15 protein-coding genes, 1 pseudogene and 1 riboswitch are annotated in these 21,513 nt (G+C 33.8%); of the genes and pseudogenes, 2 read left to right on the forward strand and 14 right to left on the reverse strand.

Features of this window, described 5'->3' with window-relative positions:
- Window positions 1-32: 32 nt before the first annotated feature.
- Window positions 33-764 (forward strand): IclR family transcriptional regulator, encoded by a 732-nt coding sequence (locus MHH98_RS14055; RefSeq protein WP_038189727.1) that lies wholly within the window; start codon window positions 33-35, stop codon window positions 762-764.
- Between the two features lie 168 nt (window positions 765-932).
- On the opposite strand, the gene MHH98_RS14060 is transcribed toward MHH98_RS14055, so the two are convergent.
- Both MHH98_RS14060 and MHH98_RS14065 read right to left on the reverse strand, forming a co-directional pair.
- Window positions 933-1,232 carry a DUF3817 domain-containing protein gene (locus MHH98_RS14060; protein ID WP_038189729.1) on the reverse strand — a complete coding sequence of 100 codons (300 nt, stop codon included), beginning with the start codon at window positions 1,230-1,232 and terminating at the stop codon, window positions 933-935.
- 343 nt (window positions 1,233-1,575) lie between these two features.
- The gene (locus MHH98_RS14065; RefSeq protein WP_340713106.1) at window positions 1,576-1,902 is read right to left on the reverse strand and encodes a nucleoside triphosphate pyrophosphohydrolase; all 327 of its coding nucleotides are present in this window, start codon (window positions 1,900-1,902) and stop codon (window positions 1,576-1,578) included.
- A 280-nt stretch (window positions 1,903-2,182) separates the two neighbouring features.
- On the opposite strand from MHH98_RS14065, the pseudogene MHH98_RS22125 reads away from it, so the two are divergent.
- Window positions 2,183-2,430, forward strand: a pseudogene (locus tag MHH98_RS22125) (IS3 family transposase); the annotation flags it as partial.
- A gap of 76 nt (window positions 2,431-2,506) precedes the next feature.
- Here the strand turns inward: MHH98_RS22125 and MHH98_RS14075 are convergent.
- The 12 genes from MHH98_RS14075 to dptG all read right to left on the reverse strand — a co-directional run bounded on the left by MHH98_RS14075 (window position 2,507) and on the right by dptG (window position 21,512).
- Window positions 2,507-4,156: a pyridoxal phosphate-dependent decarboxylase family protein gene (locus MHH98_RS14075; RefSeq protein ID WP_038189734.1), complete on the reverse strand. Its 1,650-nt coding sequence runs from the start codon at window positions 4,154-4,156 to the stop codon at window positions 2,507-2,509.
- Between the two features lie 170 nt (window positions 4,157-4,326).
- A complete protein-coding gene (locus MHH98_RS14080; protein ID WP_038189737.1) occupies window positions 4,327-4,575 on the reverse strand; it encodes a hypothetical protein in 249 nt (82 codons plus the stop codon).
- Between the two features lie 200 nt (window positions 4,576-4,775).
- Window positions 4,776-5,897, reverse strand: a complete 1,122-nt coding sequence (locus tag MHH98_RS14085; protein ID WP_235175773.1) for a methyl-accepting chemotaxis protein — start codon at window positions 5,895-5,897, stop codon at window positions 4,776-4,778.
- A gap of 57 nt (window positions 5,898-5,954) precedes the next feature.
- A complete protein-coding gene (locus MHH98_RS14090) occupies window positions 5,955-6,665 on the reverse strand; it encodes a hypothetical protein (RefSeq protein WP_340713107.1) in 711 nt (236 codons plus the stop codon).
- A 57-nt stretch (window positions 6,666-6,722) separates the two neighbouring features.
- The gene (locus tag MHH98_RS14095) at window positions 6,723-7,091 is read right to left on the reverse strand and encodes a hypothetical protein (protein WP_038189755.1); all 369 of its coding nucleotides are present in this window, start codon (window positions 7,089-7,091) and stop codon (window positions 6,723-6,725) included.
- A gap of 128 nt (window positions 7,092-7,219) precedes the next feature.
- Window positions 7,220-7,306, reverse strand: a riboswitch (cyclic di-GMP riboswitch).
- 659 nt (window positions 7,307-7,965) lie between these two features.
- Window positions 7,966-8,145 carry a MarR family transcriptional regulator gene (locus MHH98_RS14100; protein WP_076035079.1) on the reverse strand — a complete coding sequence of 60 codons (180 nt, stop codon included), beginning with the start codon at window positions 8,143-8,145 and terminating at the stop codon, window positions 7,966-7,968.
- Between the two features lie 260 nt (window positions 8,146-8,405).
- Window positions 8,406-8,852, reverse strand: coding sequence for a YfmQ family protein (locus MHH98_RS14105; protein WP_076035078.1), 447 nt, complete (start codon window positions 8,850-8,852; stop codon window positions 8,406-8,408).
- 395 nt (window positions 8,853-9,247) lie between these two features.
- On the reverse strand, window positions 9,248-10,678 hold the full coding sequence (pdxR, locus tag MHH98_RS14110) for a MocR-like pyridoxine biosynthesis transcription factor PdxR (protein WP_038189763.1): 1,431 nt from the start codon (window positions 10,676-10,678) through the stop codon (window positions 9,248-9,250).
- A gap of 690 nt (window positions 10,679-11,368) precedes the next feature.
- Window positions 11,369-11,518 (reverse strand): hypothetical protein, encoded by a 150-nt coding sequence (locus MHH98_RS14115; protein WP_038189766.1) that lies wholly within the window; start codon window positions 11,516-11,518, stop codon window positions 11,369-11,371.
- 372 nt (window positions 11,519-11,890) lie between these two features.
- Window positions 11,891-14,032, reverse strand: coding sequence for a penicillin-binding protein (locus MHH98_RS14120; RefSeq protein ID WP_340713109.1), 2,142 nt, complete (start codon window positions 14,030-14,032; stop codon window positions 11,891-11,893).
- Between the two features lie 843 nt (window positions 14,033-14,875).
- Window positions 14,876-20,155: a DNA phosphorothioation-dependent restriction protein DptH gene (gene dptH, locus MHH98_RS14125; RefSeq protein WP_076065967.1), complete on the reverse strand. Its 5,280-nt coding sequence runs from the start codon at window positions 20,153-20,155 to the stop codon at window positions 14,876-14,878.
- Complete coding sequence (gene dptG, locus MHH98_RS14130) at window positions 20,136-21,512, reverse strand: DNA phosphorothioation-dependent restriction protein DptG (protein WP_076065966.1); 1,377 nt, start codon at window positions 21,510-21,512, stop codon at window positions 20,136-20,138. Before dptG ends, dptH begins: the two co-directional genes overlap by 20 nt.
- Between the last annotated feature and the right edge of the window lies 1 nt (window position 21,513).

Consider the following 21,513-nt stretch of genomic DNA (forward strand, 5'->3'; position numbering starts at 1 on the left):
TAAATCTGAAAATAATACTAGAGGTGAATTTTATGCAAACAATCGATCGTATAATGCAAGTAATTGGAATTGTTTCCAATGTAAAAGAAGAAGGCATTACCATTACCGAATTAACACAACAAACAAAATTACCACTTGCGACTTTGCACCGTATGCTCACTTCACTAATTGAACATAGACTAATAGTTCAAGATAACGAAACAAAAAAATACCAACTAGGAAATATTTGGCTAGAGTTCGGTCTTCAACTTTATGACCGTTTCGATTATGTAGCGTCCATTCGTCCTGAATTAGATCGATTGGCCAATATTGTCAATGAAAGCGTGTATTTAAGTAAACCAATTGGGACTGAAGCTATGGTGATTGAACGTATTGATGCGCCAAATAATCGAATACGAATTGTCGATCAATTGGGTATGAGAATACCGATGCATATTGGGGCCGCAAATAAATCGATGCTCGCCTGTATGTCAAAATCTCAAATACATGACTGTGTAAAGAAAGCACTGGCACCAAAGGAAATGGAAGAATTGTTTGAAAAGTTGTTAGTAATTCAGGCTAATGGTTATGCAATCAGCTATGAGGAGAAAACAGAAGGTACAGCTTCCATCGCAGCACCGATCCGCCAAAGAAATGGTGAAGTACTAGGCGCAGTAAGTATAGGCGTTCTACAATTTACACTTACAGAGGAACGTATTGAATTTTTAAAACAGGAATTGTTGCAAACTACAACGAGAATTTCACAACAACTTGGTTTTTTATAAAATTTAATTCTAGAACTAAACCTTTGGCTTCCCTTTTTTTACACAATTGCGTTAACAAGGAAATAAGCATACTTACTATTCTATAGAAGACATTTCGCTTAAGTTTTATATAAGTCTCTCAATTTAAAAACAACTACAAAAAAGCCTGACAATTAATTGTCAGGCTTTTTAATAACGCTGTTCAAGCTTTTTTAATTTGATATCATATATGAAATTTCCAAATGGTATAAATGCTACTGCAAATGCTAGCAATGACCAAACAATATTCCAACGAACACGAATTGTTACATATAATATAACTAAAACGTAAGCGACGAAAATGAATCCATGTGCTGCACCAGCAATACGAACAGCCATCGGAATATCTAACATATACTTCATAGGCATCGCTATAAATAATAATATTAATAGCGAAATGCCATCAAAATAGCCAGCTAATCTCAGCTGACCAACAGGGTTTTTTAGCATAATTTCTCTCCTACAAACAATTTACCACGATAAAATCCGAAGGTACTTCTAGCTTATCGAATTTTACAGTACCGTACAATATTGTTTGTTTAAAAAGAAAGTATGTTGTGTCTGATTAATGACTAAAGAATATCGATTAGTTTACAGACAAGATTGCGAGTGACTGCAAAAAGATTTGAATCGTTAATTTATTTCTTACACTTTTGCGTAATTTTCCAAAAAACAACTAACTATGTCTTGATATCATAATTCTACTTATAGTTGTAAACCTTCCACACTTAATAGAATAATTACATTGGATTTTATTTATTATTCAACTACATTTAAGAAAAACACTTGTAACTTATTCATCCTCTACTTCTATTAAATAGATCCCGTCTGAGAATCCACCTCGTTTTTCTTTTTTCGATAAACGAATTTGTTCCAGCTCCTCGTAAGAAACCCCATAAACAGCCAATGACGCATGAACTAACTCTAATATATCTGCAAGCTCCTCAACTGCGTCTTTTTGTACTTCTGCTTCATTAAATTCAAGTGCTTCTTCTGTCATTTTTAATTTCAATTCTAATAAATACTCTTTTGGTGCTAAAACTCTAGTTGAGTATTCTTTCCCAGTCTCCTCAATTATTTGCGGGATTAAATCTCTTACTAGTTTGTTGTATGTGTGCACTTTTGATCACTCCTTCTATGTTTTGCAATGAAGAAATAATTTCAATTACTAATACTGATATAGCAACAATTTTAAATACTTAAACTTACCTATTTTCTGAATTTACGAGAACAAATGAAGAAAGAAAATATCACTATAAAGAGGTTAGACCTACTCCAGAAACAATGGGAAAATTATTACCAAACATTATTATTAAATAGAACTTGCATAATGCATAAAAAAAGGTTTCAAATCCACAGTGTATATTGTGCAGCTACAATTATCTAAGCTACCAGAGGGTCGTATTCTACATAATGACCAAGGTTCAGTTTATACATCCTATGATTATCAAAAAGCAGTCAAAGAAAAGGGAATTACCATGAGCATGTCACGGAAAGGCACGCCAGCTGATAATCCCCAATCGAAACGTTCAATCTCGACAATATCTATCTCACACCGAACACATGTGTGATACAGATTATCGAAGAATACATTACTTATTATTATATTATCCGTATTCAAACGAAACTAAACATTCGACTTTTTTAGGAGAAGTTTCCATCATAAATCAACAATGTTACCTAAAAAAAGTATCTAATCTATTGATTATTCTTTTATTACCTCTTTACGATCTTATAATTACATTTTCACTACTTCTTGTTTTAAGAAAAAATTCTAGGTGTTCTTTTAGAAATCCAACATAACGTTCGACCTCTTCTATTGTTGTGTATGGCGAGATTGCAAAAAATTTATGTGCATATACGGATATCCGCTTGCTTGAGTTTGCTACTTCCACGAGACGTTGCTTTTTTGTATTTCCAAAGAAGACAGTATCTCGTTCGGCACCAATTACCTCTGCAAACTCGTCATTAAATTGATTGATTTCTGTTATTTCTTCTACGGTTAAAAGTCCGTTCAATTCATCATTCCATATTGTCTTTTCAGGATAAAAACGGAATGTTGTAATCGGCGAAACTTCATTCGTGATCACCACATTCGAAACTTCTTTTATTAACGTCTCTCTAAATGTAATATTGACACGAATATAGTTGGCTAAAAGCTCTTGATAGCCTTCGATTCCAAATGCCAATAAAGACGCATAAATCGTCAAAGCACTTCCCATTCGCGAACACTCGAGCGTGTAGCCAGTATGATAGCTACCATAACTGCGATTCCCAACATACGGCGTTTCCTCTGCATCTAAATCAACATACTTAAGATACTCTCTGTTTTTGATTAAAAACAAACTCGTGATATATGGCGTTTGTCCAAGCTTATGGAAATCAAAGACCATACTATCTGCAAGCTTGATATGTTTAAACTTCTGTTGATAGGATTTCAATACCTCATTAACGTTGTTTTCAAATCGCAGAGGATTACTTTCAAAGTCGTAATTATTAAAGAAAGTATACATGCCACCCATAGCAGAGTCTGCATGGATATAGATTGGATATATGCCATTAGTGCGTTCCAATTCTTCTGCTATCCGCTTAATTCCCTCAATGTCATCAACCCCAAATGTATCAGTAGTTCCCATTGTGGCAAGGACATAAAGTGGAATGCCGCCTTTTGCAATAACATGCTCCATTTTTTCTTTTAAATCTTCTAGATTCATAGAATGATCAGCATTGACTTTCACGCGTATCATGTTTTCTACGCCAATCCCAGTTGCTTCTACAGATTTATACAAACTGTAGTGTGATAGCTCTGAACAGAAACAATAGAGATTTTGCGGTACACCACTTTGATTAGAGGACGGCGCGTAACGGGCAATGGCAAGACGTAAAGAGTTAAAGACAGCCCCTTGTCCTCCCCAAGTTGTATATCCTGCACTGATGCTTTCATCGTATCCTATAAGTTTGGATAGCATACTAGTTACTTCAATTTCTGCTGTAGCCGCTGCTGGGCCTTCTACATCCCAAATATTGTTCCCATTGACAAGCACCATTACTAAATTCCCGATAATACTAGCAATATTCGGAAGAGGCGCTGCATTAGCTACATAATTTCTATTGACATACCGGTGTCCTTCTACCAATTTGAGAAGCTTCTGAATCACTTCCTCCATCGACACACCCGTTTTCGGAACATCAGCCTTTTGAATAACACGATTATAGTAATCCTCTGTGTACTCGGGCATTTCTCCTAGCGTTAGTTTGTTAGGGTCCTTTAATTCATCTATTTTCGTTAAAATTGTCCTAAAGTAAGACAATATTTCCTCTCTTTGAAAGTCATTCCCGTCCATACTAGGAAACAATTTTTGTACTTTCTTCATTGTTTTAGCTCCTTGATGTTTTACTAAAAGTAGTTTTATTTTTAAAAAATTTAAATCCCATCTGATAGACCTGCTGCATTAAGAACGATGATGATGGCAATTGGAACTATATATTTTAAGAGAAAATAACAACTGTAAAAGAATATGTATCTTAACATTCGATCCTTGTTTTAATTTCGGCAAACAAATCTTCTTTTGAAATATTCCAGGATACAAAAATCGCGATCAATAATGCACCTACCTAAAGGCATCGAGATATCGCTGACTGCATAATCCATCAGGTCAAAGATGATCTGTTGGACATCTGTTAGCGCACCATACGAAAGACAGGATGGGACTTCAACTATAAAAATGAGAATATCAATAAGCCAAATGGCTTTCATGCGCTTAATCGAATCATTTTTAGTAACTGCAGCCACACCTTGCCCCTTTTGCACTTTTTATCAGTTTTTGCCCAACATAAAAAAGAAGCTTTCCACAAGTTGAATCAACCTATGAGAAGCACTTTTATATTTATCAGAGAGCAAGGTGAAAATCTTTATACTGCTAAACTGACCTTATTTTCAGCATCTTAACCCACTTTAGTTTCCGCAGCTTCAAAACCATGATTCCATGTAAATTATAATTTGTTTACATCATCTTTTAACTCTACAAGACTCTCAGCTTCCAAAACAAGTTTTTGCATTGTATTTAGTTCATCATCACTAATTTCTATTAGTTCCTCAAACATTTCAACAGATTCTCGAGAGATAGAAGCTATCTCAACAATTGTTGTCATTATCTGATGAGAAGCAGAAGATAACTCTTCTGTACTTGCAGAAGAATATTCATTATTTTCTGCAATGACCTTTGTAGTAGATAGAATCTCTTCAAACATGGTTCCAACCTCTACAATGTTCGTATTTGTATCTTTAAATTCTTCAGTTCCCTGTTGCATTGACTTGACAACTATTTCAGTTTCTTCTTGAATATTCTTTACAATATTTGATACTTCAGAAGAAGACTGGCGTGATTGTTCGGCTAATTTTCGAACCTCATCAGCAACAACCGCAAATCCTTTACCATGTTCACCCGCACGGGCAGCTTCTATTGCCGCATTTAATGCCAATAAATTTATTTGTTCTGCAATCCCTGAAATCACTTTTACAATAGTGCCAATTTCGTGAGATTTTTCTCCGAGTTTATTTATTGCATCAAATGTTCCATTTATCGTTTGATTAAACTGATCCATTTTCCCTAAGGAATCCTTGAGCTTCTCGTTTCCTTCTTGCGTCAATTCTAAAGTAGTATTTGATTGAAATGAAATTTGATTTGATCTCACTGATAGATCTTCGATAGCCTGTGCCATTTCTTCCATAGACTCGGCACTTTCTTCTGTAGCTACTAATTGTTTCTGCAATCCTCTACCTACCTCATCGATTGCCGCTCTAACAATATCCCCTTTTTCAGAAGCATATTCTCCAATTTCAGCGAGATTTTCTCCTTTTTCATGTACATTTTTTGAAAATAAATATTTTTTTTCCCTTGTACTGCTGAAAAACTCAATTAGTTGATTAAATACAGCATGATTAGAACTTTTTTCATCAACTTTACTTGCGATATTACCTGCTGATATTTCTTTCATTCCATTTATTATTTCTTTATTAATATGAAGATGATGTTTTAGTGAAAAATATCGGTAAGCAAAATACACCGCTACCACCATTAAGATAACAATTATTCCTAGCATAACAGCTTCCATGATAAATATATCTCCTAACTCCTATTAATTATTGAATAAGACTCAATTATGATTATTTTAAAGCTCCTTTATAAGGATATATGTTCCATCCGCTACATTTGCAGGAATACCATTCAACTTACTATTATCCAGATATTTATGAACAATATAATTTCCGTCTATATCTTTATATTTTTTCATATTATGATATTTTTCCATTACACGTATCGACTTCGGATTTGTCGCTTCACCTAAAACGGCCTTCACCCCTTGTGATGATGCCTTTGTTAGCAATTCATTTCCTAATTGTTGAATAATTTCGTGACGTTCATGTTCAGCTGTCACTCCTAACATGAATAGGTGTAATAACTCTCCATCTTCAATTTCTTTTCCGTTTCGTTTTTTATAATCTTCCATGAAACGTTTATCCACATCTTCCAGAACACGCAGAATTACATTCATATCATAAAAAGAACCTTCAAATAAATCTTCTCCGATAATCTCTGGTGCATTTGTATCTCCAGCAAGCACACCAACAACATTATTATTAATATCCAGAGCGACTGCGCAATATCCCTGCTCTATTGTAGAGTCTAAATATTCCTTGGTAAACATATAGAAATCTTCATAACCTATATTTAATTGACCTACCATCGGTTCCTGAACCCATTTTCCTGAAACGTCCACTCCAATAAATGAGCGAGCCAGGCATTCAGCTGCTTTCTGAATTAAAGCTGTTTGTTCCTTCGTTATAATCTCATATGTATACAACTCTTGTGTTGTTTGCACTTATTGATCTTCCTTCCGAATTATAAAATAAAAATTTCTTTTCTATTGGACCTAACTTTACATAGAATGAGGTACTTTATCGATAAATGTACCTGTGAACTCAATTCTTTCAAGTGCATTCCTAATTTGCACTTGAGCAATTTTAGATGAAGGTTTTACTACAAGGATATCCTTAAAACCTAAGCTAGAATAAAATTGCATCGTTTGCTCCAACTGTGGTACAACCTTTGATGGAACAGTTGTTTGGTGAGTCCCATCGACAACAAACGTATAGTCTTTTCTTGATACTTTATTAATCGTATCCTGTAAATCTATCATATAACCTTCTGCATCTTCCTCTTTCATTAATCCATGCACCTGTACATGAACTTCCTTCGAAACCTCATGAATTGCCATTTTATATTTCTTTTTATCTACGACTATCATCTTTTAATTCCCTTCTTCTTTATGATCTGCTATACTACATTGTTAACATTTGCTCGTTCTTCTCGTAGGAGTGTAATAAAAAAAGCTATCCCAGATATAGATAAGATAGCCAAATAATCGTTATTATTCTTGGCAACCCGACTATCATTATCCAAGAGGATTTTAGATTCGTAGCTTTGCGTCCTTACCTTTCAATAAGTTTGCCTTTTTCAATTTTTATAAATAGTACTAATCTCATGCTCATATATTACTACAACATTATATATTACTTGTCATTTTTTGTCGAACTAGAATTACAAGAATTTTTTCTTAGTTTACATACGAAAAATGCCCCCCTCCTTATGAATGTTAAATTCCATATTTTGTAATATTAAAAAATCCATATTTTTCTAGAATAGTGTGTAGCTCTATTACTTACTTATTGTTCCTTTGGTATAGGATTACCTTGTAAATCTGCTCTACAGTGAGGGCGGATATCTGAACTGTAATCAAATAAATTATTTCCACTGGAAATTAGTAGTATAATCTATGATAAAGAATGAACTTTCGTTTTATAACAAAAGGGGAAGAGGTAAAATAGCCTTTTTCAACTAACAGGTACGTTAGTTAAATAAGAATTAAACAACTTATAAAAGCCTTACTACAATAAAGTGTAGTAAGGCTTTTATATTTTTATATCAAAATCAAATAAATTTATTATCACTTTACGGTCTTAAAGCCAATTTGTACTGTTTGAAATAAAGTCGAGATGTTATTTAGCTGTTGTTTTACCAATGTACTTTTTAATTTGCTGTTCTCCATCTATTGGAGGGAATGCTATGGGGACAGCATTCAATTGATATTTTTCTTGTAGTGCTAATTCAAGGTTAAAAGACTAATCTCTAGGATCGTTAATAACGATGTTCACGTAATTTTTTTCTTTGGCGTTCTTCAATAACTTCGAAACAGTAGGTCTAGACAGATCGAGAGCTTTAGCGATTTCACCTTGAGTCTTATCTAAATCGTAATACATCTTTGCTACATCTACACTAAGTAAATCTTTATCATTGAACATAATTAGCTCCTTTAATGTACTCGTAATAAATAATGATATGCTTCTTCAATGAAAGTCAGTTAAAAACCTTCATAGTATATGGTGTCCGTTGTCATTGGAATTGCAATATGAGGGCGTTTCGGAAATCAAAAACAACTTAACGCTTTACTTTATATTATCGTTCAAGCAATACCAAAGAAGTGATTTAATTTCATTATATGGCGACCTCAATTTGGAAAATACAATTCATGAAGTTATTGTAAACATCTTTAAAAGTATACTTACTCCACAGTTCTATTAGTTGACATATTAAATTTTTGTAGATCATCAGATCTAAGACTATAAGAAACAACTTTCTTCTTCCACTGCTTAACTACATCAACGTTATTTTCGGGATTATAAACAAAGTAATTAACATCTTTTTTGCCCCTTTTTAAGTTGATGACAAATGGAGTTACATTAGTCTCTGGATGTAGGAATAATTTTTCATTGCCTGGAAATATATAATGTTTTTTTAAAAAGTTAGCTTCATTAAAATACTCAATAAATCTAATTTTTTCTTCCTCTTCTAAATGCTTTCCATTAAATGTTACAGTAACATCTTCTGAATCAAGTTTTTGATGAAGTTCAAATTTATCTAAAAACCATGCCACAAGTGCATTTGGAGGACTCATTAACAATTTAAAAATAATTCCAATCACTATCATAATAGCAACTGTCCATGTCATATTATATCAACTCCTTCAATAATAATATCTGGTTACTATAGGCCAACATTTTAATAGTAAATAATATACTATCACAAAATAGTAATTTGCAAACAAGGGCTATTTTTAATAAGACACCATTACAACCCTCAAATCGGGCGCTAAAAACGTCCGATATCCCTTTGTATACAAATGTTAAATGAAAATCAATTCACTCACATAGCCACAAATAATTTTTAATTAGCCTATATGGATGTTTCATCAACTACCACTCAATGATAAAGGATTTATATTTTTATTAACCATCCAATTGGATTATTTTTTGACCATCCACTTATCTTAAGAATTAAATTTAAAATAAATGTTAATAACAAATTTCCTTAAAATATACGAGATGCTTCTCCAGAAGGAAATGTTTACAAACAATTAAGAGCTTCTGCAAACCTTTTGATTCCTTCATCAATCGAATCTTCATCTTCTCTTGCGAAAGTAAAACGAACAAATCCATTTTTAGATCCCATTGTAGAACCAGGAACATAAATGACGCCTTTTTTAATTGATTCTTCAAGTAATTGGATTTCATTAAAACTTTTAAGGATTTTACACCAAATATGAATACCACCTTGAGGAATAGAATATTCCACCTGGTCTTTTAAATATATATCAAGGCTTTTTATAATTTTATCTCTCCTTTTTTCTAATTCCTTAATTAAACGGTTTATATGAAAATTGAAATTTTCTGATTCTAAAAAATCATTTGCTATCCATTGTGTATAGCTAGAATGTCCAAAGTCAATTTGTTGCTTTGCATCGGATAATCTTTCAATCACCGATGTTGGGCCAATAATCCACCCTATTCTTAATCCTGAGGCAACAATTTTGGACAAAGAACTAATGTATAATACGTTTCCGTTCTTATCTATTGATTTAAGGGTAGGTATTTTATCTCCTGAAAAAGCTGTTAAACTATAAGGATCGTCCTCTACTACTGGAATCCCAAGCTTTGAGGATATATCTAAAATAGCTTCTCTTTTTTTTACATGCATTAAGGAACCCGTTGGATTTTGAAAATCTGGATTTAAAAAAATCATTTTAATACGGTGTTTTTTATATAATGACTGCAAATCTTCAGGGTTAATTCCATCCCTATCGACAGGTAGATAATGTATTTGTATACCTGCTGATTTAAAAATCGGAAGATTATAATTGTAAGAAGGATCTTCTATTGCTATTGAATCTCCAGGCTTTAACAAACATTGTACAATTAAATGTAATGCTTGTTGCGCTCCTGATGTTATAAGTATTGAAGAAGGATTAGTTTCGATTCCCCGACTTTTTTTTATATGTTTTGTAAGGGTTTTTCTTAGGATTTCACTCCCCTGTGGATGATCGTATCCTAGGCTTCCAATAAAAGAACGTGTAGAGGTTATCTCCCTTAAAAAGCTTTTTGGGAAAAGTTCTTCTGACAATTCACCTGTAGCTAAATTTATTAAATTATGTTCAACAGCTTCTTTTCTTATTTTTTGTGTCACAGGTAGATTAGGGAGAAAAGAACCTGCCCCAATATACCTATTCCAGCTAGGAATTCGTTTTTTTGTTATACCCCATATATCTTTACTAATGGTAGTACCACTTCCTCTATTTCTTTCAATTAGCCCATTCGATTCTAATTCGTCATATGCATTTACCACAGTACTTCTATTTATTTCTAAAATATTTGCTAAATTCCTCTCAGATGGCAATGGTTTATCAGGTGGGAATGTCCCATCTGCAATTCCCTTTTCAATATAATCTGCGAGTTGTTTATAGATAGCTTTTTTTGCTTTTCTATCAGGTTTCCAATCCATATATACTCACCTCACAATTTCTATTAAACTTGCTTAAAATTTTCCATTTATCTTTTAGCATTGCCATTAAAGATAAAAAAATTAATACTAATATAAATTTTACTTGTAATTAACCTTCCACTTTAAAATTCAATACACATTTTCTTATAAGAACCACATTGAAATGACATAGCCATTATTCAAAATAATAACGTTGTAAACAGGGGGTTCACCAGCTACAATTCAAGACAAGAATTACATGATTTGAACGGATTTTTCTGTTTTGATAAAAAGCGTAAAACCCTTATATATAAATGGTTAACCGCGTACTGTATGATATTACGAGTAAGCCACCTGAGTCCCCGGCAAGAGATTTTTAGGTTAGTGTACAGGACGCCTGCTTACTGGCTAATGATGTGTGAATCCTAAATAGGCAAGATACTCGCGTAGAAGCTTGAGTATTGGAGTTTCTGGACGAGGGTTCGACTCCCTCCGTCTCCATATTTAAAACTGTTATAAATGCAATTATTATTGTGTGACGTAAAGCATAAATTTCAAAATCAATTAGTGAGGAATGGATATCTGATGATGAGTTTTTTGTCACCGAATCTGCAATTTAGGATAATAATAAACTCTTTCATCAATTGAAAAAAAGAACTTCGAATAAGAAAAACATAGGGAGGTTTTAGTCTTCCTATGTTTTCATTCATATTATTTATCTGTTTGTTTTTGCTTTTTTTTCAAATACTCCGCACGTATTTTTTCAAGTTGCTGCTTTTTATCAAATTTGGCAGGCTTAAGTTTTTCATGATACTTTGCCACAGCCACCTGACCTTTGGTATCCAATTGATATTTCCCCACTTTGTTCACCTACTTTTCTTGTCTTTAAAGAGAATCTATTCAACAAATATAATATACATTATTTTACTGAAGTAAACCTTTTTACTTTATTAGTATACTGCCTAACCTTGCATATATCAGTAAAAACTTAGTAAAATAATTCATAGCCAAATGGTATTCATTATACTTATCTTTACGACCTTAAAATTGCTGATTCATTTTAAAGTCATCAATCAATTCGCTAATTTTAACTAAAATAAAAAACCTCTTCCAGTTATTTGTTATAAATAACTGGAAGAGAGTTTAATTTTTGAAATATAAATAGTTGTACGTTAATCATTGATTTAGTTCTTAACAAACTTCGTAGTCGTCTTATTCTCAATAATTTTTTAACTACTTGTAATGTTCCTCCGGTTTTTTCATTTTCAGAATAATCTTTTTGTTTCCATTTAATACACTACCAGCTTTAACACTTTGTTTTTGTACATAGCCTTCGCCGTTAATTTCTATATTAGCACCAGCCATTGTTTGATACGTTAAAACGTTGCGGAGTGACCAATCTGTAAAATCAGGTACAACTGAATCCCCATCTGTCTTCAAAAATACCAAACCACCAGATAAGACTTCTGATTTTTCTGTAGGATATTGATCCGTAATTTTATCACCATTACCTATAATAACTGTTTCGATTCCATTTCCTTCAAATTCTATTTCAACATCCTCAACAAGTTGACCATTTAAGTTTTCCATCGTTTGAGATTTCGTTTTCTTAATTTTTTGAGGCTTAATATTTAAGTACTTTAAACTACTTCCCATCACTGTATTAAACACTATTGATGTTGGCTCAGAGCCCACTTCTGTTGGCCCAAGTTTCGGTTTTCCCACGGCAATGTACATAACTAACTGAGGATCATCTGCAGGAGCCATGCCTAAAAACGAATACAGAAAATAATTTTTTCCCCTTTCGTCGTATTTGCCCGTTGATGGGTCTGGCATTTGCGCAGTACCTGTTTTACCTGATACTTCATATTCCTGACTTGCGAAATCTTTAGCGGTTCCATTTTCTGAAGTAATAGTAGTACTCAAAATCTTTCTAACTTCTTTTGACGTTTTCTTAGAAATTGGTTTACCTTTAATAGTCGGCTTGTTTTCTTTGACGATTTCCTTCGTATTCGGATTTACAATTTTCTCAATTACATACGGTTGCATCATTTTTCCATCGTTCGCAATGGCTGAAACAGCTTGTATTAATTGTATAGGTGTGACTGTAGAACCTTGTCCATAAGTTGTTGTTACACGGTTAATAGGATATTTATCTAAGATTTGTCCTGTAGCTTCATTTGGTAAATCTATTCCTGTTTTTTCACCAAACCCAAATTTGTTTACATAAGAAATGAATTTATCATCTCCTATTAGTTTTAAAAGATGAGCCATTCCTACATTGGATGAGCGCTGAATTCCTTCTAAATAGGTGATTGGCCCCCAACCTTGTCTGTCATTATGATCTCCAATTGGTACATTTCCTACCATGTATTGACCAGACTGAAACTTCGCGTTTGGAAACCATTTTCCTTCTTCTATAGCAGCTGCTAATGTAAAAGTTTTCATTGTAGAACCTGGCTCTATCGTCAACTCTGTCAGTTGGTTTAACCAACTATTTTCAAGTCCAGTACCGTCTTGTGGGTTGTATGTAGGTCTTTGCGACACAGCAAGTATTTCTCCGGTTTTCGGATTGGCAACGACTGCTACCATCGATTCAGGATTATATTTTTTGTAAACTTTGGACATAGAATCTTCTAAAAAGTTTTGTATAGTCTTATCAATCGTGAGATATACATCCGCACCATCTTTCGCAGGTTCTACCATCTTATTGCTATTAGGTAGCAAATACCCCCATAAATCACTCTTATATTGAACCCTTCCATCAGTACCGGATAATTCTTTGTTATAGATGGATTCTAATCCCATTTTCCCTACCGTTCTAGATTGTCCGTCTTCTTGAGTATCCCTTTGAGCTAAGCCTATTAAATTCGATGCAAAGATACCGTTTGGATAAAATCGCTTTGTTTCTTCCATGAAAATGATACCTGGTAGCTTTTCACTACTAATGTTCTCCATTACTAAATGACTAATATTACGACCCGCAGCACCAAATTCTACTTGGCGAATTTCATTACCTTGTGCATTCTTCACCTTTGTATTTAATTTATCAAATATATCTTTTTCGCTAACAGGAAGATATTTTGCTAATATATTAGCAGTCTTCTCTTTATCTGCAACGTGCATAAGAGTTTTAGTTCCTTCAGATGCCTTAGGACTAATTACAGCTACTAAGCGATAGTTAATAGTATCTTCTGCAATAACTTGTCCTTGCCGATCGAGAATGTTCCCTCTATTAGCTGTAATTACTTTTGATCTTTCGTATTTTGCTGCCGCTTTTGCCGCCAAAGCTTGCCCCTCTACCTGACCTGAAGCTTGAATAAAAAATATACGGAAAAACATGGCAAAAAAGAGGCCACCGTAAACGATTAGCATTAGAAAAGCTCCCCATTGAAATCGAAATTTTCTTTTCATTGTCCAGACACTACTTTCACAAATTTTTTGTTTCGCTTCAAGCCTAATGAGTTCGTAACTGACAATAATGAAATTAAGATTATTATGGCACGGAGAACACTTTCTCCCTTAGACAATATTCTTTTAGAAGGTCTAGGTGTTAGCTGCTGGATGTACTTTTCTTGATACCGATTATGTAATGCCAATTAATCACTTCCTTTTTTTCTTAAATTAATTCTGCTATTCTTATTTTTGCAGAGCGGGCTCGATTACGATTCCATCCTGGTTGAAGCGTAGAAACGCTCCTATTATTTAAGATGACTTCTCTTTTTTATTATTGTTTTTCTTCTCCACTTAAAAATCCCAAATTAGAAATACCACCCAAAAAAATAATGACTACTAAAAGTGAATAGTGTCTATATTCATTAGGAAGAAAAGCAATTAATAGTATAGTAGTTAGTAGAAATGGTGGCGTAAGTATCCAATACTCTTATTTTGAAAGTGTTTAATTACAGTTCCCTCTTTTTCATTTGGTTATAGTACATTAATTTTAACATATATATCCAATAAAAAATCACCTCTTAGAAAAACTAAAGAGGTGATTTTATCAAACTAGAATAAACGATCAATCATTTCCCATTTATCTCTTAAACCTTACTACATAAAATAATTCTTTTTATCATCAGGAGTTAGTATAGATGTAGACAAAAAAGGCCAAAATCCTATTTTAAAGGATTTTGACCTTCAATGACATTAACTAGTATCTCTGATTTGATTGATTAAAAAACTTGTCCAATCATAAAAGTATTTAATCTTTATAAATTTTTATTTGATTTCTGGAACTTTCACCTTTAAGGATTTTGGTTCACTTAAATTACCGTCCTCCATAAACTGACCTTGAATAATGCATTCGCCCTTTTGCAGGTAACGCAATTCATCCTGATTTGTAATATTCATTTTCCTCGCTACTAAGCTTAATTCACTCTCAGCTGGCTTAAAGAAAATCGAAGTAGCTGCATTTTCTAAAACTGTACGCTCTGCTTGCGTGAAATTACTAAACGTTTGAGTAGCAAACCATGCCGACAAGCCAAACTTTCTACCCTCACGTAAAATCTTTTCAGAAGGCGAATTGCTTCCAAAGTCTAGATTTTGCGCTTCATCTAAAACAATTGGTAATGGCTTGTCTACATTACCACTTTGAGCAAAGGAGAATAAATCCCATAGAATAAATTCAGTCATCAGCTTTTTAATATCATCCTGATCAAATCCTTCAAACTGAATAACGAATACTTTGCCGTCAGCTGTGAAATAATCGTCCCAAGTAAATTCATTTTCATAATCAAATGGATCAATATCAACAAATACATTCAATTTACTAACGATCGAGGCAACAACAGAGGCTGACGTGTCAGGTAATTCCTGTAGCACCTCTAGCATTAGCTCCAAACTTGCCTTATCTCCATACATCTCAATGCATTTCTTCGCTGAACGATAAATGGCACTTTGCTGCTGATCACCAAATTGTTTGTACACTGATGCAAATACATTTCGAATTCGTGAGGCTGTATCAGTTACCTTTTCCTCAAACTTTTTGCCGGCAATGATTTTCTCTCTGCGACGGAATGGATTTATTGGGAAGCCTTCATAATAGACAATACGCTCCTCCAAACGATCTCCTAGTAAATTTAAAAATTTCGGATTCAGTTGGCTTCTCGTATAACTGCTAGAGAAGTCTACGATTAATGCAGATTGTCCATTTTCCACAAGCTGTTTCAATACCGATTGAATAAAGTATGTTTTTCCTTGTCCAGAACGGCCACCAATAACTAAATGCCTGTTTGACAGTAATGTAGAACCATACTCCCAATATACCGGCTTCTCTCTATCATAACCAAAGAGTGGCTCATTTCTTTTTAGTGATTGGCTTAGTGACACCGAATCCGATGATAATACTATTGATTTTTCATCAAATTTCACCTCATTCACTGGTGCACTATCCATTTGATACAGCTCTTTAGACTCTGCAGCCTCCATGCTATCGCTTTGTATTGCTTGGGGTTCCAGAACAGTACCGTTTATTTCCTCAGTAATTGGTTCTTCTACTACTTCCAACTGTTGGGAGCCGTCATCCGCATGAGATTTCTGTTCTACTACTTGTTCCGATTGATCTTCATCTACATCAATAAATGCGGGTAAAGGAATAAGCTGAATAGTTTCTTCTTTAAATTCAACTTCAGTCACTAGACTAAAATCATTGTTCTTTAAATCCTCCATCCTAACACCAAGTGAACGATATGCTACATTTTCTGGAATTTCATGTATTAGTACCATATTATCTCGATTACGTGTCGGATTAATTAAATTCTTTTTGAAAGAAATAATTGCGCCTACACCGTGTTCAGCAACCATTTCATCACTAATAGTAAAGTCATCATTCAGTAGCTTTTCTAAAACATCTTCAGCAATTACATATGATTGCTCGGGCCAAAAATCATTTTCCCGTATCTTATTTGCGTTAATAATAAACATACGAGCAAAGAAATTACGTAAAAACTTAGCATCAAATGTTTGGTCATGAATAAGATTATCTTTAATTCGTGTATTTAGTTCCTTCACTTGCTTAATGCCTTTTTCAATTACATCATTACTGTTAATTCCGATTTTCACTTCAACAGGATAAAAATGAAGTTTCAAATTACTTTCCACCTGCTCAAGCCCAATTAATAATAAATCATCACTACAGTTGCCTGTTTTACCAATTGTTTTTCCCGAGAAAATACCATCTTTACGACTCAATCGAATACTGCCCGCTACACGAACAATTTCCTCCATCGAAATCGGTACCCATAAAATATTCGTTTGGTTAAAGTACAGTAAAGCATGCTTTATTGCTGCAACTATGCTAATTTTTTCACGCTTATCATGTCCTTGATTTTGAACCGCGCGTAAGAGCCATTCACCATTAAATGTGTTAAATGATTTAATAATATGATCAATATTCTCTTCTGGTACGCTTACTCCCTGTGTTTGAAGAAATCCATCAATAACATTAAAATACTGCTTAGATTTATCGGTTACTGTGATGGCATCATATTTACTGCTTGAAGAAAGCTGATCTGAGTAATGGACGATAACTAGGTTATCTGAACTTTCTTGGAAATAGCGTAAATCTACAGCAGGATCAATAAATGTCAACCATGTAGTATTGCTATATAGTTTTTTTAAATAGTGCTCATCATCTTCGTCGATATGAAGGGAAATAACATTATCTTTTTTGTAAGGATCCCTCCCGGCATTTTTCATGTTAGCACTTAGCTCATTAATTAAAGCAGTAAATCTTGTTAAAAGCGCTCGATTAATATCCGAAGATCCCACACCAAAGCCAATACGATAGCCACCATTTTCTGTACTCTGCGATACAGGCGATACAAATAATCCATTTAAATTCATTGCATTTGGGGCATTTTGCATAATTTGCTTAGACATTTGCTCCTTATTTTGCATTTTATAGAATGTTAAATGGCTATAGCGTGGCTCCTCTAGTATCGATACTTTTGAGAAACTTAAATGCTTTTGAATTTCTAATAAAACATCCTCTGCGTCAAATTGCTTTGTCGCACACTCAACATCAAAAATATCCTTCACTTCTGCTGGTGAATTTAGTGTATTAAATAATTCAAATGCACTCATTAAATGTAAGTTTGGTTCATAGCTTGTTACTTCTAATTCAAACATCGTTGATAATGAACCTGTTTGCGTAATCCAATCCTTGAACCACTTTAAAATACCCTTTAGTATTTCCTGATCATTCGTTAAGTTAATAATATTTATATATAATTTAGGCTTACTACTAATCGTAAATAAGTAATCATAATACATTATAAATTGCTTTAGCTTTTCACGAATGACATTTGCTAAATATGCATTAGTTTCTCCAATTTGTACCTCCGTTTGTTGCTGGAAGCAATGCCATTCAGAAAGTGCATTTAAGGAGTCTGGCTTTAAATAGTTGTCATCTATAGGACTAACTAAATACGGTAAGAGGAATGATGGATTCAAACGCTTTAAAATATTTTCATCGACTATTTGACCATCTACTTCCGCGATTATTTCTAATTGGTACGCTACATTCAACGGAGAAAAAGGCGACATATAAATAGTGCTATCATGTCGTAGTGTACCAAGATATAAAAGATTTTTTTGAGCGCTTGTTAAATAGTCATTATCCTTAATCGATTGAATCTCTTCTAAATAGGCTTCAATATACGCCTTAGCCGCATTACGAAGCTCTTCATCGTAATAGGTCAATGATGGAATCGACTTTCTTTTACCTATAGCTTGTAAAAATGCATTATAGGTTTGTTCTATTTTTTCAGGCAAATCCATCGGCATGGCTGTTAAAGTTTGCAGGTGATACGTTGCTGCTCGCATATTATTTTCTAGCCATTGCTGCTCTATTAAATAAAACATACGCTCTTCATCTGCAATTTTATATGGCTGCTGACCAATATTTATTTTTTTTGCTTCGTCAGACAAAATAAAAGTCTCTTTAAGATTTATCTTACGCAGCCAAATTTTTTGAGAGGTAATGTCTTTCGTTTTCAATACTTCATCACTAACGATGACCGGTAACTTACAGCCATTGTGCAAAATGTCGAATTGTATAGAACATGTATCATCATCTAATAAACCTAGATTAAAGGAGATTTCTACCCCGTCGCCTTCTGCAATTACAATCTCAGCTTCATTTTCAATGACAACTTGGTTCGAACCATCTCCTAAGATGACATTTTCATCAGATAGATTTAAAGAAAGTCTTCCAGCCGCAGTTAGACCATAAGTTAATTCATAGTGACTTAGCCATTCTTGTTCTTCCTTAAGCACCATAATACGGAAAGTAAAGGCACTTGAGGTCATATTTTCATGACGATATGAAATATTTTTGAAGGTTATATTCCCTTCCTCTAATGCGATATTTGCGTATAACGATTGCCCTTTTGACGAAACAAATTGAGCTGATCTCTTTAATATATAGGAGTCACTTGTATAACGACTAAACGGCAGTTTTACTTCTATCTCTTCTGAAGGCTCATATTCTGGATGAAAAATAATTAATTCATACGTACGCTTCTTTGGACTTTTTTGCCAAAACGTTTTGATTTTGGTATTTGTCTTTTTGTGGTGCACTACTATTTCATCTGCTTTAAGAAAGATATCTTTGCGGTCCGCTACCTTATCCTTTGCTTTTAAAATGTCAGCTAAATCAATACCATCATCATCTTTGTAAAGCTTTTTTCCAAAATCATCAAAAAGATCAATTAATCGGTCCTCACCATTGCCAAGTTCTCTAAGGCGAGATACTTCGTCAAACAATTCAACATTTTGCGTTAGTCGCTTTTCAATCTCTTTTTGAATTTTTTTGTATTTACCGCTATTCTCCACTTCCATATCACGTGAATCGATTAAATCTGTCAGCACAAAATCTTTAAAATATCCAAGTGCCTTATAATCATCATCCTGCATTTCAGAACCATTTGTCCAAGTTAATACCTCTTCAAAATCCAAGAATGAAGACTGATTTAAATAGTGCGTACCTTCAGTTTCAGCTAAATAATGTAAAAGAATTTCCTTATCCTTACCTATTAACGCACTATTTTTAACGTGCTCTTCTAAATTATTGACGATTTGACTAACATGCAAAGGCATACCCTCTGACGTTAAATCCTTACTACCACCCTGAATTGAATCAAGAAGATTGTCGGATATTATAACGAGAGAGGTATTTTTCCATTCACCTTTTTGTTCACTCATTAAATTTCGCAGTGTCACAAGAAAATCAATATGCGTTCCGTCTAAAGTTGTGGCCAATACATACGTTTGCTTACCATATCGTAATGCATCTGCAGTATATGATTCGGATGTACCTGGAAGCTTATAAGAAAATGTAGTTGCTGCAGGTAATGTAGCTACTGCATCTAGTACATCCTTTACATATCCCTCAGAAGGCAATGAAAGAAAATAGCGATTTACAATTCCCTGTTTTGCTTCGCTAGCAAAATAACCAGACAGTTGATCTGCTACATGATTATAAAATGGCTTTGACATATTGAGCATCCCCACTATCACTTTTTTTATCTAGATAGTTTAAATTATCTAGCATTTTAACAACCTCTTCTTTCGAATATTTATCGAAAAATACGCCACGAACCTCTAATTCAATCCATAGCTTATTTAGCTCTAATTGATTACCACGCGGGCCTACTGAAACAGCAATTAATGCAATAATTTGGTCTAAATTTAATGCCAAAATATTACCTAAGGAGCCTCCCGCTTTTCGATAAAAACGTGTAGCAATCGTTTCGAAAGCTACACTATAACGTGAATTGATCTCCTCTTTCACATTTTTTCGAAGGGTATCATATAAATCTCTAAATGCAGTTTGTAAATCCTGCCCTTCATATGTAATACGCTGCGTTGATGGGAAATATAGTACATACTCTTCGTTAATCCAATAATAAATGGATTGAATAAACTCTGTCTGTGCATCCGGTCCTTGCTTTTCAAAGAAATCAGCATAATCCTTATAGAACCAATTTCCATCCTGTATAAATGTATTATTACCTAGCACATTTAAAGTATGTTCATGGGCGAAGAATGTGCGAATTTCCTCACGTAGTAGGCGTAATCCTTCATTGTAAAAATCACGTCGTTTCGATCCTTTTTCACTCATATTTAAAAACACAATGCGATGTAATTTATCCGTCTGTGCAAATGTGATCTTATTCGTCTGAATAACTATCTGCGCCATCGCAATAAAAGTATAATGTAATGCCAAGTCAGCAAAGTGCTGAATTAAAAATGCTGGGTTTGAAGCAAGCGTACGAACATCCTGTAAAAATTGTTCCTTCAAGCCTGGAAAGAGCATTTTATATTTTCTCATAAACGATTTACTTTCCTTTTCAACCGAAATACGGATAATTTCACTGAGTAAATCTTCACTCTTAAGTTCACTAAAGATCTCTTGGAATTCTTCTTCATTGTCTCTAATATATAAATCATAAAAGAAATGAAAGAAACCAATTTCACCCTTTTTCTCATCTTTATGATCAATAAACGGGATATTTTTAAAATGCTCGACTCTCGTAATAGTCGAGTTTTCAATATCCTTCAATTCATTTTCAATAAATAACTTAAACATTTCCTCGGTTTCAGCAGAATCAAACTTGCCGCCATCAATAATCGAGTCAATTGAATCATCATTCTTCTCGTATTCTAAATTTTCACCATCGAGCACACGTAACGTTGCCCCAACAATCGCAACATAACCATTTTCAAATTTTGCACGCTCTGGCTTACGTGTAGGTAAGGGTAGCACATACGTATTAGCTCGACGTCGATACGTATAGGCACCGTTTTTTTCAACAAAATCTTTTATCTTTTGCGTATCTAATTGAAAAGTCATG

Origin of the sequence: Viridibacillus sp. FSL H8-0110 (assembly GCF_038003565.1) — a bacterium.
Classification (GTDB): domain Bacteria; phylum Bacillota; class Bacilli; order Bacillales_A; family Planococcaceae; genus Viridibacillus; species Viridibacillus arenosi.

Coding starts and splice junctions, on each gene's coding strand:
- pdxR (WP_038189763.1), bottom strand. CDS start 10,678: ATGGATTGGAAACCTGATAGAAAAGCAAAAAAAGCTATCTATAAACAA.
- MHH98_RS14095 (WP_038189755.1), bottom strand. CDS start 7,091: ATGATAGTCGTAGATAAAAAGAAATATAAAATGGCAATTCATGAGGTT.
- MHH98_RS14120 (WP_340713109.1), bottom strand. CDS start 14,032: ATGCTAATCGTTTACGGTGGCCTCTTTTTTGCCATGTTTTTCCGTATA.
- MHH98_RS14060 (WP_038189729.1), bottom strand. CDS start 1,232: ATGCTAAAAAACCCTGTTGGTCAGCTGAGATTAGCTGGCTATTTTGAT.
- MHH98_RS14105 (WP_076035078.1), bottom strand. CDS start 8,852: ATGACATGGACAGTTGCTATTATGATAGTGATTGGAATTATTTTTAAA.
- MHH98_RS14055 (WP_038189727.1), top strand. CDS start 33: ATGCAAACAATCGATCGTATAATGCAAGTAATTGGAATTGTTTCCAAT.
- dptH (WP_076065967.1), bottom strand. CDS start 20,155: ATGTCAAAGCCATTTTATAATCATGTAGCAGATCAACTGTCTGGTTAT.
- dptG (WP_076065966.1), bottom strand. CDS start 21,512: ATGACTTTTCAATTAGATACGCAAAAGATAAAAGATTTTGTTGAAAAA.
- MHH98_RS14075 (WP_038189734.1), bottom strand. CDS start 4,156: ATGAAGAAAGTACAAAAATTGTTTCCTAGTATGGACGGGAATGACTTT.
- MHH98_RS14100 (WP_076035079.1), bottom strand. CDS start 8,145: ATGTTCAATGATAAAGATTTACTTAGTGTAGATGTAGCAAAGATGTAT.
- MHH98_RS14085 (WP_235175773.1), bottom strand. CDS start 5,897: ATGGAAGCTGTTATGCTAGGAATAATTGTTATCTTAATGGTGGTAGCG.